General features: G+C 67.3%; 14 protein-coding genes. 13 read left to right on the top strand and 1 reads right to left on the bottom strand.

From position 1 onward, the window contains the following. Positions 1-75 precede the first annotated feature (75 nt). The 10 genes from ACEOAB_RS10465 (at position 76) to ACEOAB_RS10420 (ending at position 11,501) form a co-directional block, all read left to right on the top strand. Positions 76-297 carry a hypothetical protein gene (locus tag ACEOAB_RS10465; RefSeq protein ID WP_056599866.1) on the top strand — a complete coding sequence of 74 codons (222 nt, stop codon included), beginning with the start codon at positions 76-78 and terminating at the stop codon, positions 295-297. Between the two features lie 12 nt (positions 298-309). Beyond that, a complete protein-coding gene (locus ACEOAB_RS10460; protein WP_413749152.1) occupies positions 310-3,297 on the top strand; it encodes a formate dehydrogenase subunit alpha in 2,988 nt (995 codons plus the stop codon). A 9-nt stretch (positions 3,298-3,306) separates the two neighbouring features. After that, positions 3,307-3,927 carry a formate dehydrogenase FDH3 subunit beta gene (gene fdh3B, locus ACEOAB_RS10455; protein WP_007832884.1) on the top strand — a complete coding sequence of 207 codons (621 nt, stop codon included), beginning with the start codon at positions 3,307-3,309 and terminating at the stop codon, positions 3,925-3,927. Further along, positions 3,924-4,175: a hypothetical protein gene (locus ACEOAB_RS10450; RefSeq protein WP_413749153.1), complete on the top strand. Its 252-nt coding sequence runs from the start codon at positions 3,924-3,926 to the stop codon at positions 4,173-4,175. Before fdh3B ends, ACEOAB_RS10450 begins: the two co-directional genes overlap by 4 nt. Before the next feature lie 12 nt (positions 4,176-4,187). Beyond that, entirely contained in the window at positions 4,188-5,447 is a 1,260-nt protein-coding gene (locus tag ACEOAB_RS10445) for a formate dehydrogenase subunit gamma (protein WP_495653698.1), read from the top strand. Continuing rightward, positions 5,444-5,842: a hypothetical protein gene (locus ACEOAB_RS10440; RefSeq protein ID WP_056599876.1), complete on the top strand. Its 399-nt coding sequence runs from the start codon at positions 5,444-5,446 to the stop codon at positions 5,840-5,842. Before ACEOAB_RS10445 ends, ACEOAB_RS10440 begins: the two co-directional genes overlap by 4 nt. 39 nt (positions 5,843-5,881) lie before the next feature. Then, positions 5,882-7,135 carry a molybdopterin molybdotransferase MoeA gene (locus tag ACEOAB_RS10435; RefSeq protein ID WP_495653697.1) on the top strand — a complete coding sequence of 418 codons (1,254 nt, stop codon included), beginning with the start codon at positions 5,882-5,884 and terminating at the stop codon, positions 7,133-7,135. Next, positions 7,132-9,051: a molybdopterin biosynthesis protein gene (locus ACEOAB_RS10430; protein ID WP_413747501.1), complete on the top strand. Its 1,920-nt coding sequence runs from the start codon at positions 7,132-7,134 to the stop codon at positions 9,049-9,051. Before ACEOAB_RS10435 ends, ACEOAB_RS10430 begins: the two co-directional genes overlap by 4 nt. A gap of 39 nt (positions 9,052-9,090) precedes the next feature. Beyond that, complete coding sequence (locus tag ACEOAB_RS10425; RefSeq protein ID WP_082572477.1) at positions 9,091-9,927, top strand: ABC transporter substrate-binding protein; 837 nt, start codon at positions 9,091-9,093, stop codon at positions 9,925-9,927. 71 nt (positions 9,928-9,998) lie between these two features. Then, positions 9,999-11,501: an ABC transporter permease gene (locus ACEOAB_RS10420; RefSeq protein WP_413747500.1), complete on the top strand. Its 1,503-nt coding sequence runs from the start codon at positions 9,999-10,001 to the stop codon at positions 11,499-11,501. 18 nt (positions 11,502-11,519) lie between these two features. Here ACEOAB_RS10420 and ACEOAB_RS10415 read toward each other — a convergent pair whose 3' ends face one another. Continuing rightward, positions 11,520-11,783: an AMP-binding enzyme gene (locus tag ACEOAB_RS10415; RefSeq protein ID WP_413747503.1), complete on the bottom strand. Its 264-nt coding sequence runs from the start codon at positions 11,781-11,783 to the stop codon at positions 11,520-11,522. Positions 11,784-12,113: 330 nt separating this feature from the next. Here ACEOAB_RS10415 and ACEOAB_RS10410 point away from each other — a divergent pair, with 330 nt between their 5' ends. The 3 genes from ACEOAB_RS10410 (at position 12,114) to ACEOAB_RS10400 (ending at position 14,251) form a co-directional block, all read left to right on the top strand. Then, on the top strand, positions 12,114-12,485 hold the full coding sequence (locus ACEOAB_RS10410) for a tautomerase family protein (RefSeq protein ID WP_056595949.1): 372 nt from the start codon (positions 12,114-12,116) through the stop codon (positions 12,483-12,485). A 57-nt stretch (positions 12,486-12,542) separates the two neighbouring features. After that, the gene (locus tag ACEOAB_RS10405; RefSeq protein WP_413747499.1) at positions 12,543-13,892 is read left to right on the top strand and encodes an MFS transporter; all 1,350 of its coding nucleotides are present in this window, start codon (positions 12,543-12,545) and stop codon (positions 13,890-13,892) included. Positions 13,893-14,050: 158 nt separating this feature from the next. After that, entirely contained in the window at positions 14,051-14,251 is a 201-nt protein-coding gene (locus ACEOAB_RS10400; protein WP_413747498.1) for a hypothetical protein, read from the top strand. Positions 14,252-14,256 lie beyond the last annotated feature (5 nt).

Raw genomic sequence — 14,256 nt, 5'->3', positions numbered from 1 at the left:
TTGCTGCTGGTCTAGTATTTGTAAGGGCGGACGGGTTTTCTTCTCTCGTCGGGCCTAGCCACTCCGGGAGTCAGCATGCAGGACAGCCAAAATACCGGCCTCAAGCCGGCATCCCGTCGGGGATTCTTCCTCGGTGCCGCAACGGCCGGCGTCGCCGCAGTGGCCGTCACGGCGCTTCCGAAGGTGGTCGAGACGCCCGTCGCCGCCCCCTCCCCCCTGCCACCCGCGCCTGAAAACGGCGGCGGCTATTCCCTGAGCGAGCACGTCAAGCGCTACTACGCGACCGCTTCAGCCTGAGGAGTACCTGTTGTGCTTCTGACCAGAAAATCCCCAGGCACCGCGAGTCAACCTGCCTCCGGCGCGTCCACTCACGCGTCGCCCTTCGTCCACAGCCTTCGGCGCGGCCTCGCGAACGCGCTGCCGACGATGGACCGGCGCGCCTTCCTGCGGCGCTCCGGCCTCGGCGTCGGTGTGGGCCTGGCCGCCAGCCAGCTCACGCTGATCCAGAAGGCCAAGGCCGCTGACGGCAAGCCCGCGGCCATCGGCGCCGGCAAGATCGAGGTGAAGCGCACCGTGTGCTCGCACTGCTCGGTCGGCTGCGCGTCCGACGCCGTGGTCGAGAACGGCGTGTGGGTCCGGCAGGAACCCGTGTTCGACTCGCCCATCAACCTCGGCGCCCACTGCGCCAAGGGCGCCGCGCTGCGCGAACACGGCCATGGCGAATACCGCCTGCGCTACCCAATGAAGCTCGTCAACGGCAAGTACGAGCGCATCAGCTGGGACACCGCGCTCGACGAAATCACGGCCAAGCTCAAGGAACTCACCAAGGCCAGCGGACCCGACGCGATCTACTGGATCGGTTCGAGCAAGCACAGCAACGAGCAGTCGTACCTGCTGCGCAAGTTCGTGAGCTTCTTCGGCAGCAACAACTGCGACCACCAGGCGCGCATCTGCCACTCGACCACGGTCGCGGGCGTGGCGAATACATGGGGCTACGGCGCCATGACCAATTCGTACAACGACATGCGCAACGCGAAGGTCGCGATGTACATCGGCTCCAATGCGGCCGAGGCGCACCCCGTGAGCATGCTGCACATGCTGCACGCCAAGGAACACGGCTGCAAGATGATCGTGGTCGATCCACGCTTCACCCGCACCGCGGCCAAGGCCCACGAATACGTGCGCATCCGCTCGGGCTCGGACATCGCGTTCCTGTTTGGCATCCTGCACCACATCTTCAAGAACGGCTGGGAAGACAAGCGCTACATCAACGATCGCGTCTACGGCATGGACGAGGTGCGCGCGGACGTCATGAGCAAGTGGACGCCCGACAAGGTCGAAGAGGCCTGCGGCGTCGGCGAAGCCCAGGTATTGAAGATCGCGACCATGCTGCACGAGAACCGCCCCGGCACCGTGGTGTGGTGCATGGGCCAGACGCAGCACACCATCGGCAACGCCATCGTGCGGGCTTCGTGCATCCTGCAGCTGGCGCTCGGCAACGTCGGCACGTCGGGCGGCGGCACCAACATCTTCCGCGGGCATGACAACGTGCAGGGCGCGACCGACGTCGGCCCGAACCCCGATTCGCTGCCGGGCTACTACGGCCTGGTCGAAGGGTCGTGGAAGCACTTCGCCGCCACCTGGGGCGTGGACTTCGAATGGATCAAAGGCCGCTTCGCATCGCCCGCGATGATGAGCAAGCCCGGCATCACGGTGTCGCGCTGGATCGACGGCGTGCTCGAGAAGAACGAGCTGATCGACCAGGACTCAAACCTGCGCGGTGTCTTCTACTGGGGCCATGCGCCCAACTCGCAGACCCGCGGCCTCGAGATGAAGCGGGCGATGGACAAACTGGACCTGCTGGTGGTGGTCGACCCCTATCCGTCGGCCACGGCCGCGATGGCCGCCATGCCGGGCAGGCCCGAAGACGCCAATGCGAACCGCGCGGTCTACCTGCTGCCCGCGTGCACGCAGTTCGAAACCAGCGGATCGGTGACGGCGTCGAACCGGTCGGTCCAATGGCGCGAGAAGGTGATCGAGCCGCTGTGGGAAAGCCGCAGCGACCACATGATCATGCAGCAGTTCGCCGACCGGCTGGGCTTCGGCAAGGAGCTCAGCAAGAACTACAAGATGCAGAAGGTCAAGGGCATGGACGAGCCCGTGCCGGACGACATCCTGCGCGAGATCAACAAGTCCTGCTGGGCCGTCGGCTATTCGGGCCAGAGCCCGGAGCGGCTGCAGGCGCACATGCGCAACATGGCCGCCTTCGACGTGCGCACGCTCAAGGCCAAGGGCTCCGTCAAGGACAAGGTCAACGGCTACGACATCTCGGGGGACTACTTCGGACTGCCCTGGCCCTGCTACGGCACGCCCGAGCTGAAGCATCCCGGCTCGCCCAACCTCTACGACACGTCCAAGCACGTGATGGATGGGGGCGGCAACTTCCGCGCGAACTTCGGTGTCGAGCGCAATGGCAAGAACCTTCTGGCCGAAGACGGCTCGTACTCGCTCGGCGCCGACATCACCACCGGCTACCCCGAACTCGACCACCTGCTGCTCAAGAAACTCGGCTGGTGGGACGAACTCACCGAGGCCGAGAAGCCCAAGGCCGAAGGCAAGAACTGGAAGACCGACAGCTCGGGCGGCATGATCCGCGTGTTCATGAAGAACCACGGCTGCCACCCCTTCGGCAATGCCAAGGCGCGGGCCGTCGTGTGGAATTTTCCGGATGGCATTCCGCAACACCGCGAGCCGCTCTACGGCACGCGCCCCGACCTGGCCGCGAAGTACCCGACCCACGACGACAAGATGGCCTTCTGGCGCCTGCCCACGCTCTACAAGACCGTGCAGCAGAAGAACATCGCCGACAAGATCGCCGAGAAATTCCCGTACATCATGACCTCGGGCCGGCTCGTGGAGTACGAGGGCGGCGGCGAGGAAACGCGCTCCAACCCCTGGCTGGCCGAGCTGCAGCAGGAGATGTTCATCGAGATCAATCCGAAGGTGGCGGCCGAGAAGAACATCCGCAACGGCGAGCGCGCCTGGGTGCACACGCCCACCGGCGCCAAGCTCAACGTGCAGGCGCTGGTGACCGAGCGCGTCGGGCCCGACACGGTGTTCATGCCCTTCCACTTCTCGGGCCGCTGGCAGGGCCAGGACCTGCTCGCCTACTACCCGAAGGGCGCGGCGCCCATCGTGCGCGGCGAGGCCATCAACACCGGCACGACCTACGGCTACGACAGCGTCACCATGATGCAAGAGACCAAGACCACGGTCTGCAACATCGAGAAAGCATGAGGAATCACCATGGCAAGAATGAAATTCGTCTGCGATTCCGAGCGCTGCATCGAGTGCAACGGCTGTGTCACGGCCTGCAAGAACGAGAACGAGGTGCCCTGGGGCGTGAATCGCCGCCGCGTGGTCACGCTCAATGACGGCCTGCCGGGCGAGAAATCGATCTCGGTGGCCTGCATGCATTGCTCCGACGCACCCTGCATGGCGGTGTGCCCCGTGCAATGCTTCTACCGCACCGAGGAAGGCGTGGTGCTGCACGACAAGGACGTGTGCATCGGCTGCGGCTACTGCTCGTACGCCTGCCCGTTCGGCGCGCCGCAGTTCCCGTCGCAAGGCACCTTCGGCGCACGCGGCAAGATGGACAAGTGCACCTTCTGCGCCGGCGGCCCCGAAGCCAACGGCTCCGAAGCCGAGTTCGAGAAGTACGGCCGCAACCGCCTGGCCGAAGGCAAGCTGCCGGCCTGTGCCGAGATGTGCTCGACCAAGGCGCTGCTGGCCGGCGACGGCGACGTGGTGGCCGACATCTTCCGCACCCGCGTCGTGCAACGCGGCACGGGCGCCGAAGTCTGGGGCTGGGGCACGGCCTATGGCTCGCAGCAGGCCGGCACGCCGACCACCGGAGGCACCAAGTGAGGCGCGCGGTCGCGACCCTCGTCGTGCTCGCTTCGGGCGCGATGCTGCTTGCGGCCTGCACCGAGAAGCCGCAGACGAATGCGGAGGGCGTCAAGCACGATGCAGTGCCCTGGAGCGGCACCGGCACGCAGGCCAACACCGGCACGGCCTTCACCGCGCCCGGCTGGAAGGTGGGCGACAAGACGGCGTGGGAGCAGCAGATCAAGGCTCGCTCCAACGGGCAGAACGAGTACATCCGAGAAAACTGAACCGGAGGCCGCATGAGCGTCACCATTCGCACCAGGCGGGCGTTCCACGCGCTGTTGGCGACCGCGCTCCTGGGCTGTGCGGCGGTGGCGCTGGCCCAGGACGCCAACCCGGCCGCGAGCGGCGCCGTCGCGGCTTCGCCCGCCCCTGCTTCGCCTGCTTCCGCTTCCACCGCCGCTGCCGCACCGAAGGCCGAGGGCGGCATCCGCAGCCAGAACATCTTCGAGGTCAAGCCCGAGGCCAGCGCCGACCCGAACTACCTCAACCAGACCAACGGCGAGCGCAACAAGGTGCAGCCCGGCAACAACGCGCCGATGTGGCGCCAGGTGAGCGGCGGCGTCACCGGCTACAGCAGCCTGCCCGTGAGCGAAGCGCCCGAGGCCGGCAACCTGATCCAGCGCTTCGTGCAGTACCCGGGCTCGCGCTTCACCAACGCGGGCGAGGCCTGGCGGCAGGTGCGCAACAACTGGATCATTCCGTACGGCGCGGCGCTGCTCTTCGTCGTGCTGCTGGCGCTGGCCATCTTCCATTTCACGCGCGGGCCGATCCGGCTGCACGGCGCCGAGACCGGACGCAAGATCGAGCGCTTCACGCCGTTCGAGCGCGCCACGCACTGGTCGAACGCGCTGGCCTTCGTCACGCTCGCGCTGTCGGGCATCGTGATGGCCTTCGGCAAGTTCTTCCTGTTGCCGGTGCTCGGCAGCGCGCTGTTCGGCTGGCTCACCTACATGCTCAAGACCGTGCACAACTTCGTCGGGCCGCTGTTCGTCGTGACCACGCTGTTCATGATCTTCACTTTCATCCGCAGCAACTGGCCGCGGGCGGAAGACCTCGCCTGGCTGCGGCACGGCGGTGGCCTGTTCGGCGGCAAGGAGCCCGCGTCGCACCGCTTCAACGCCGGCGAGAAGGCCGTGTTCTGGGGCGGCGTGCTCTTTCTGGGCAGCATCGTCATCGGCTCGGGGTTGTTCCTCGACAAGCTGTTGCCCGGCTTCGTCTACACGCGCGGCGAGATGCAGATCGCGCACATGGTGCATGCGGTGGCCACGCTGCTCATGATGGCGATGATCCTGGGCCACATCTACATCGGCACGCTGGGCATGACCGGCGCCTACAAGGCGATGCGCGAAGGCTATGTCGACGAGACCTGGGCGCGCGAGCACCATCGCCTCTGGTATGACGACATCGAGGCCGGCAAGATCCCGGCGCAGCGCTCGGCGCCCCCCGACGCATCGGACCCGGCACGGCCGGCGACCGCGCAAGGAACCTCTGCATGAAGCACACGCTGACTCTTCTCTGCGCGCTGGCGCTACCGCTGGCTGCATCGTCCGTTTTCGCCAAGCTTCCAGCGCCCACGCCAGAAGCGCAGGCGAAGGCCGCCGAGACTGCGGCCCGCACCGCATGGAGCGCCAAGACCGACGCCTACCTGCTGTGCAAGGCACAGGACCAGGTCGCAGCCAAGTACCGCGCCAGCGCCCAGTCCGCAGGCAAGCCGGTACCGGCCGCGGCGACCACGCCGCCCTGCGTGGATCCGGGCCCTTACGCCGCGGCGCCCGCGGGCGAAACCAAGCCCATCGAAGCCTCGGGTGCACATTCCCCGGCCACCACGGCTGCATCGCCGCCCAGTACGAACCAGCCCTCGGCGCAGACGCATCCCGCACCCAAGAATTAAGTCAGCCGCCCCGCGCACGCGCGGGCGATACTGAAACTGATGCCCCCACCCGAACGAACTGCCTCGACCGATGTACGCATGCGCGGCTTCACCCAGCGCGCAGAGGTTCCCGACGCGCTCGTCTGGATCGACGCCCACACGCCGCTGCTGCCGGGCGAATCCGTGGCGGTTGAAGAGGCCGCGGGACGGGTGCTGCTGCAGGAGGTGATCGCACCCATCGCAGTGCCCGAATTCGACCGCTCGGCCATGGACGGCTATGCGCTGCGCGGCGGCGAGACCACGGGGGCCGGCGAATACAACCCGTTGGAGTTTCCGATCGCGGGCCATGCCTGGCCCGGCCGGCCTTTCGATGGCGCCGTGCCCGCGGGCGCGGCCATCCGCATCATGACCGGCGCTCCGGTCCCGCTGGAACTCGATGCCGTGGTGCCCGCCGAGTACGCGAGCGAGCAGGACGGGCGCCTGGCCATCACGCGGGCTATTGCACCAGGCCAGCATGTGGGCCACGTCGGCGAGGACATCGCGCGCGGCAGCACGGCACTGGCCGCGGGACGCCGGCTGCGACCGCAGGACGCCGGGCTGGCGGCTTCGCTGGGCCTGGCGCAGTTGCAGGTGGTGCGCCGGCCCCGCGTGCGGCTGCTCGTGACCGGCAATGAAGTGCGGGCGCCCGGCACGCCCAAGGGGCCCTTCGACATCTACGACGCCAACTCCGTGACCTTGCGCGGCCTCGTGGTGCGCGACGGCGGCCTGCTCGAATCGCACCAGCGCCTGGGCGACGACCCGCAGGTCATCGCTCAGGCACTGGCGGCGCCCGGTGCCGATGTGGTGCTCGTCTCCGGCGGCTCCAGCGTGGGCGCCGAGGACCATGCGCCGCGCCTGCTGGCCGAACTCGGCGAGCTGGCCATCCACGGCATCGCGATGCGGCCTTCCAGTCCGGCCGGCATGGGCCGCATCGGCGATACGCTGGTCTTCCTGCTGCCGGGCAACCCGGTCTCCTGCCTGTGCGCCTATGACTTCTTCGCCGGGCGTGCCATCCGCCGGCTCGGCGGCCGGTCCGCCGACTGGCCCTACCCCCGCACACGTGCGACCGTGGCGCGCAAGATCGTCTCCCAAGTCGGACGTGTCGACTACGTGCGCGTGAAGATCGGCGAAGAAGGCGTGGAGCCGATCGCGCTGTCGAGCGCGTCCATGCTGAGCTCGACCACGCGGGCCGACGGCTTCGTGGTCGCGCCCGCGGAAAGCGAAGGCTTCGGGGCCGGCACCGAAGTCACTGTTCATCTTTACGAGTGCCTGTGAAACCCCAATCGCAATTTCTCGATGTCGTCACGCGCGACGAGGCCGAGCGCCGGTTCCGTGAACACCTCAAGCTCGCGCCGCTGGGGCGCGAGACCGTTCCCCTGCACGAAGCGCTGGGCCGTGTGCTGGCCGAAGACGTGATCGCCGCGATCGACGTGCCTGGCTTCGACCGCTCCAACGTCGATGGCTTTGCCGTGCAGGCCGCCGACACCTGGGGCGCAATGGAGGAACAGGCCCGCCTGCTGACGCTCGCCGACGAGACGCTGGCGCCCGGCATCGTGCCGCAGCGCGAAGTGACAAGTGGGCATGCGACGGCGATCGCCACCGGCGGCATGCTGCCGCGCGGCGCCGATGCGGTGGTGATGGTGGAGCACACCGATGCCGAGGACGGCCGGGTGCAGATCCGCCGCGCGGCCACCGAAGGCGAGAACGTCAGCTACGCCGGCACCGACATCGCACGCGGAGAAACCGTGCTGCGCGCCGGCCAGCCCCTGAGCTCGCGGGAGATCGGCGTGATCGCGGCACTCGGCCTGGCCGAGGTGAGCGTGTACCGCAAGCCGCGCGTGGCCATCTTTTCCACCGGCAACGAGATCGTCGCGCCCGGCGCGCCACTGCCCACGGGTGCGGTGTACGACTCCAACGCCGCCATCATCGGCGCCGCCGTCGAGGAGCTGGGCGGCCAGCCCGTGCGGCTGGGCGTGATTCCCGATAACGAGGCCGCGCTGTCGGCCGCGCTCGCGCAGGGGCTGGCCTGCGATGTTGTGGTCTTCTCGGGCGGCACGTCCAAGGGCGAAGGCGACCTCTCCTACCGCGTGGTCGCCGCGCTCGGCGATCCGGGCGTGGTGGCGCACGGCGTGGCGCTCAAGCCCGGCAAGCCGGTGTGCCTGGCGGTCACGGGTGGCAAGCCGGTCGTGATCCTGCCGGGCTTTCCGACCTCGGCGGTCTTCACCTTCCACGAGTTCCTGGCACCCGTGATCCGCGCCTTCGCCGGCCGGCCGCCGGAGCAGCGCGAGCATGTGGACGCCAAACTGCCGATGCGCGTGAACTCCGAGCGCGGCCGCACCGAGTACCTGCTGGTGGGCCTGGTGCCCACCGACCAAGGCCTGGCGGCCTACCCGATGGGCAAGGGCTCGGGCTCGGTCACCACGTTCAGCAGCGCGGACGGGTTCATCACCATCGGCCAGCACACCGAGATCGTCGATGCCGGCGCGCCCGTGCAGGTACAGCTGCTGGGCCAGGGGCTGGACGCCGCGGACCTGATCTTCATCGGCAGCCATTGCGTGGGCCTGGACTGGCTGGTCGGGGAGCTGGTGCGCCAGGGCATCCGTGTCAAGGCCATGAACGTGGGCAGCACGGGCGGGCTGATGGCCGCCCGGCGCGGCGAATGCGACGTGGCGGGCATCCACCTGATGGACCCGGCCACCGGCGTCTACAACCGGCCACTGCTCACGCAGGAGCTGGACCTGATTCCGGGCTATGGCCGCATGCAGGGCATCGTCTATCGCCCGTCGGACGTGCGCTTCGAAGGGCGCGATGCCGCCGCGGCCATCGCCGCCGCGATCGCCGGGCCCGGCTGCACCATGGTCAACCGCAATGCCGGCAGCGGCACGCGCATCCTCATCGACCGCCTGCTCGGCAGCGCCAAGCCGCCTGGCTACGGCGTGCAGACCAAGTCGCACAACGCGGTGGCCGTGGCCGTGGCGCAGCAGCGCGCCGACTGGGGCTTGGCCATCGACACGGTTGCACGGCAGTACGGCCTGGGCTTCATCCCGGTGCAGGAAGAGCGCTACGACTTCGCGGTGCCCAAGGCACGCCGCGAGCGCGCGCCCGTGCAGGCGTTCATTGCCTTGCTTCAATCGGCCGCCGCACGCGAGGCGCTGAGCCGACTGGGCTTTCGCGTCGATCCCGCTGCCTGACCCGCAGGACGGCATCCTCAGCTTCCAAGGACCCACACTATGACGATGGCCTCGCGCAGACGCCTCAACTTCCTCGCCCTCGCCGCTGCCCTCGTCGGCACGCTGCTCGCGCCGATCGCCCAGGCGCAAGAAAAGTTCATCGTGCTGGCTTCCACCACCTCGACCGAGCAGTCCGGCCTGTTCAAGCACCTGCTGCCGCAGTTCACGAAAGCCACGGGCACCGAGGTGCGCGTGGTGGCCGTGGGCACGGGCCAGGCGCTGGACATGGCGCGCCGCGGCGATGCCGATGCGCTGTTCGTGCATGACCAGCCCGCCGAGGAGAAGTTTGTCGCGGAGGGCTTCGGGCTCCCGCGCCGCGCGGTCATGTACAACGACTTCGTGCTGATCGGCCCGAAAACCGACCCGGCCGGCGTGCGCGGCAAAGACATCGCGGCCGCGCTCAAGCGGCTGGGCGCCACGGGCGGTGCGTTCGTTTCGCGCGGCGACAAGAGCGGCACCCACGCGGCCGAGCTGCGCCAGTGGAAACTGGCGGGCATCGACCTCGCGGCCGCCAAGCCCGCCGGCTACAAGGAGTGCGGCTGCGGCATGGGCCAGGCGCTCAACATCGCCGCTTCCACCAATGCCTATGTGCTGTCCGACCGTGGCACCTGGCTCAACTTCAAGAACCGCGGCGACCTGGGCATCGTGGTCGAGGGCGACCGGCAGCTGTTCAACCAGTACGGCGTGATCGTCGTGAACCCGGCCAGGCATCCGCACGTCAAGAAAGACCTGGCGCAGGCGTTTTCCGACTGGGTGGTGTCGAGCGACGGGCAAGCCGCGATCGCCTCGTACAAGATCGGCGGCGAGCAGCTCTTCTTCCCGAACGCGAGCCAGTGAACGGTGGCCCAGTCGATGGATGGGCCGCGTGATGAGCATGGCCTCGCGCTTGCATTGAGAGCCGTCCTTCGATGAACACCATGACCGAAGGCTGGGCGCTGGCCTGGCAACTCATCACAGACGCCGACCCCGAACTCGTACGCATCACGGCGCTCTCGCTGCAGGTCAGCGCCACGGCCTGCGCAATTGGCGCGCTGTTCGGCCTGCTGCTGGGCGCCTGGCTGGCGGTGGCGCGGTTCCCGGGGCACGCGCTGGCCGTGTGGTTGGTGAACACGTTGCTCGCCCTGCCCGCCGTGGTGGTGGGCCTGCTGGTGTACCTGCTGCTCTCGCGCTCGGGACCGCTGGGCGAACTGGGAATCCTGTTCACGCCTTCAGCGATGGTGGTGGCGCAGAGCGTGCTGGTCACACCGCTGATCGCCGCCCTGTCACGCCGGCTCGTGATGGCGGCCCTGGCCGATGGCGGCGACCAGTTGCGCTCCCTGGGCGCCGGGCCGCTCACCACCTCGCTGCTGATGCTGGTGCACGACCGGATGGGCGTGGCCACCGTCCTGCTCACGGCCTTCGCGCGGGCCATTGCCGAGGTCGGGGCCGTGATGATCGTCGGCGGCAACATCGCCGGCGTCACGCGCGTGATGACCACCACCATCGCACTTGAGACCAGCAAGGGGAATCTTGCGCTGGCCTTGGCGCTGGGCATCGTGCTGCTGGCGGTGGTCGGCGCGGTCAACGGCGCCATCGGCCTGTTGCATTGGCTTGCCACGCGCCCGCTGAGCGCCGCCTCTCAGGTGACGCCGCATGCGGCGCCCCGGACGCCCACTCCTCGCGCCCCTCGCACGCCGGTTGCCACCGAGGCGGCGCCGTTGATCCGGGCCGACCGGGTCACGGTGCGCTTCCGCTCGTTGATGGCGCTGAACGACGCATCGCTGACCGTGCGCCGAGGCGACCGGCTCATCCTCATCGGAGCCAACGGCTCGGGCAAGACCACGCTGCTGCGGCTGCTGCATGGCCTTTTGCCCTGCGAAGGTCGCTGCGAATCCTTGCCGCTGCAACCCGAAGGCCGCCTTCCGCGAGCTGCCATGCTGTTCCAGCGCCCTTTCCTGTTGAGCCTTTCGGTATGGCGCAATGTCTGGGTGGGCCTCTGGCTTTCCGGGGTGCCGGCCTCCGAGCGCAGCGAGCGCTGCCGCCAAAGCCTGGCAAACGTGGGCCTGCTTGAACACGCCACGCGATCTGCCCGTTCGCTTTCGGGCGGACAGCAGCAGCGCCTTGGCCTCGCACGCGCCTGGGCGCTGCAGCCGGACATCCTGTTCCTGGACGAGCCGACCGCCAGCCTGGACCCCGGCGCCAAGAATGAAATCGAGGCCCTCATCGAGGAGGTCGCCAACAGCGGCGTGACGATCGTGATGAGCACCCACAACCTCGGGCAGGCCAAGCGCCTCGCCACGCGCGTGGCCTATCTGCATGCTGGACGGATCGTCGTCGAGCGCCCCGTGGCGTGCTTCTTCGACGCAGAGGATCTGCCCCCCGAGGCCGCCCAGTTCCTCCAGGGCGAACTCGGCTGGCGCCTGCGGCCGTAGCGTTACTCCACGCGCAGGTCAATCGCCGGCGTTCCTCAGGGCACGACGGTCGAGCTTGCCAGTGAGCCCAGTGGGCAAAGCGTCGAGGATATGAATGGCTTTGGGAACCTTGTAGCCGCTCATCTGGCAGTGCTCCTTCAGATGCACCTTGAGATCGTCCGGAGTCACTCCGGCGGCCTTCAAGACGACATACGCGACGATCCGCTGCCCGAAATGCTCATCGGGGTGCCCGACGACCGCGCAGGCGGAAACTCCCGGATGAGTCAAGACTTGAGCTTCAATCTCTTCGGCGTGACCGAACGGCTACTTCAGAAGTTTGACGAGGCGTTTCTCGCCGATCGACCCCGGGTGTTTTCGCGGTTGCCTGAGTGTGGCTGGGCAGCGAGGTCGAGCCGCGCGCGCCAGGGATCGGCCGGTGCCCGCAACCGCTCTTCCAAGCACTACCTACGTCTTCCTGTGAGGCGCCGGCCGAATGGCGGGTTTGGTCTGGGCCGGTGACACAGCGGACGTTGTGGCACTTCCAAGCAAGTGATGGCGCCGCGCTGCAATCGGCAACGGCTTTGTTCCGAGAGACTGGGGGCCTCAATAGCCCACCTTCCACGGAGACACAAAATGCCCGTCATTGTTTGCGAATGCAAGGCCGGAATCACAGCTGGCGTCAAGGCCAAGATGGCCGCCGAGTTCACGAGCGCGATCAGGGAAATCATCCTCTCGCCGCTCGACCTGATCAGCGTCGTCTTCCATGAAGCCACTCCCGAGAACACCTACCGTTCGGGAGAGGCCACTTCCGAAACGCTGATCTTCTGCCACATACGTGATGGGCGCAGCGATGGCGCCGTGCTGTCGCTGGCCAAAAGGGTGAGCTCGATCTGGAGCACCTGCACCGGGGCTTCAGAGGACGAAGTCGAGGTCCTCGTCGCACTTTATCCCGCCAAATACGTCGTGCGTGGCGGTGAACGACTGCCCGAAGCCCCTCGCGTTTGAGGGTGGGGCAGCCTGCGCTGCATCCTGAACCTCGTACTAAAAAAAGGAGACAAGTCAATGAACCCAACCCGCCCCATAGATGTTCACAAGCTGGCCGACGAGGCCAAGTTCAACAGCTTTCACTGGCCCGTGCTGCTCTGGTGTTTCGTGGTCCTGGTGCTCGACGGCTACGACCTGGCGGTCGCTGGCATCGCGCTTCCGTCGATCATGAAGGCGATGAATATCGAAGCCGCGACCGCGGGGTTCATGGCCAGTTCGGCGCTATTCGGCATGATGTTCGGTGCGATCGTTCTCGGCGCGCTGGCCGACAGGATCGGCCGCCGCCGGGCGATCTCGATCTGCGTATTCATGTTCAGCGTCTTCACCGCGGCGGCCGGGTTCACCAACGATCCGATGACCTTCAGCGCGATGCGCTTTCTCGCCGGGCTCGGCATTGGCGGCGCGATCCCGACCGCGGCCGCACAGATGACCGAATACTCACCCAAAAAGGTGCGCAGCTTGATGGTCACGCTGATGTGCTGCGGCTACGCGGCCGGCAGTATCCTCGCCGCGCTGCTCGGCAAGCAGTTCATCGAGACCTACGGCTGGCAATCGGTGTTCATTGCCGCGGGCACCCCAGTGGTGCTAATCCCGTTCATCCTGAAGTACATGCCCGAGTCGCTGCCGTTCCTGGTCAAGCAGCACGACGACACGCGTCTGCGCGAAGTGATCCGGAAGATGCGACCCGACATGCGGCTTGAGCCGCACGAGGAGTTTCTCGTCCCGGCTGAGGACAAGGCCGAAGGTCCGACCGTAGGAAGGCTGTTTCTCGACGGCCGCGGCTTCAGCTCGGTGATGTTCTGGGTCGCCTTCATGACCTGCCTGTTCATGCTCTATGCGCTCAGTTCGTGGCTGGTCAAGCTGATGGGCATGGCCGGATACAGCCTCGGTTCCGCGCTGAACTTCCTGCTCGCCTACAACGCCGGTGCAGTCGTGGGCGCCGTCGGTGGTGGATGGCTCGCCGACAAACTCAACATCAAGTGGGTGACAAGCGGTTTTTTCGCGGTCGCTGCCATCTCGCTGACGCTGCTCGGCTACGGCACTCAGCCGCTGTTCCTGATCATTGCCATCGTCGGCGCGTCGACGCTGGGCACCCAGATCCTGCTGTACGCGTATGCCGGGCAGTTTTACCCGACGTCGATCCGCTCGACGGGACTCGGCTTTGCTTCGGGGGTCGGGCGCATCGGCGCAATCGCGGCGCCGATCATGATTGGACTGCTGGTCTCGATGAAGCTGCCGCTGGTGCAGAACTTCCTCGCCATTGCAATTGCCGCGGTCATCGGCGGTGTCGCGGTAGCTCTGATCAAGCAAAGGCCGTCGATCTCTTCACACAGCCACGACACGAGCGCCATAGGCCAGCGGCCCTGATGCTCGACCTGTTGAGGGCGGGCAATTTGATGGGCGAACTCTACTCAATGGCCTCCCCTCTGAGAAGCAGCGCGGCGACGGACTGGCGCCGATGACTTACGTCCGCTGTCGCACTTCGGCAGCGACTACGAAATGGACAGTCACTCTGAGGCCGCCGCGTGCGCGCCAAGCCGGGCAAGTGCCGGCAGCCCGGCGCGTCGGTCTCGGCCGTGGCCTTCACGCACGGCCTCAACACCAACGTCGTGCGCAAGTGGCTCGCGGGTCGCAGCCTCAAGCGCATGGGCGATGCGGTGCCTGCGACCAAGGGCACCACACCTGCCCTGCAGTTCCGGCCCTGTCGGCGCTTGGAGCGGACATAGCGTGT

This window comes from Variovorax sp. Varisp53 (assembly GCF_059491555.1).
Note: the sequence above shows the minus strand (reverse complement) of the source record. Positions and strands in the feature narration are given on the sequence as shown.

Excerpts from the sequence above, each read along its gene's own strand:
- ACEOAB_RS10440 (WP_056599876.1), top strand. The coding sequence starts at position 5,444 with ATGAAGCACACGCTGACTCTTCTCTGCGCGCTGGCGCTACCGCTGGCT.
- ACEOAB_RS10405 (WP_413747499.1), top strand. The coding sequence starts at position 12,543 with ATGAACCCAACCCGCCCCATAGATGTTCACAAGCTGGCCGACGAGGCC.
- ACEOAB_RS10445 (WP_495653698.1), top strand. The coding sequence starts at position 4,188 with ATGAGCGTCACCATTCGCACCAGGCGGGCGTTCCACGCGCTGTTGGCG.
- ACEOAB_RS10410 (WP_056595949.1), top strand. The coding sequence starts at position 12,114 with ATGCCCGTCATTGTTTGCGAATGCAAGGCCGGAATCACAGCTGGCGTC.
- fdh3B (WP_007832884.1), top strand. The coding sequence starts at position 3,307 with ATGGCAAGAATGAAATTCGTCTGCGATTCCGAGCGCTGCATCGAGTGC.
- ACEOAB_RS10420 (WP_413747500.1), top strand. The coding sequence starts at position 9,999 with ATGAACACCATGACCGAAGGCTGGGCGCTGGCCTGGCAACTCATCACA.
- ACEOAB_RS10435 (WP_495653697.1), top strand. The coding sequence starts at position 5,882 with ATGCCCCCACCCGAACGAACTGCCTCGACCGATGTACGCATGCGCGGC.
- ACEOAB_RS10465 (WP_056599866.1), top strand. The coding sequence starts at position 76 with ATGCAGGACAGCCAAAATACCGGCCTCAAGCCGGCATCCCGTCGGGGA.
- ACEOAB_RS10425 (WP_082572477.1), top strand. The coding sequence starts at position 9,091 with ATGACGATGGCCTCGCGCAGACGCCTCAACTTCCTCGCCCTCGCCGCT.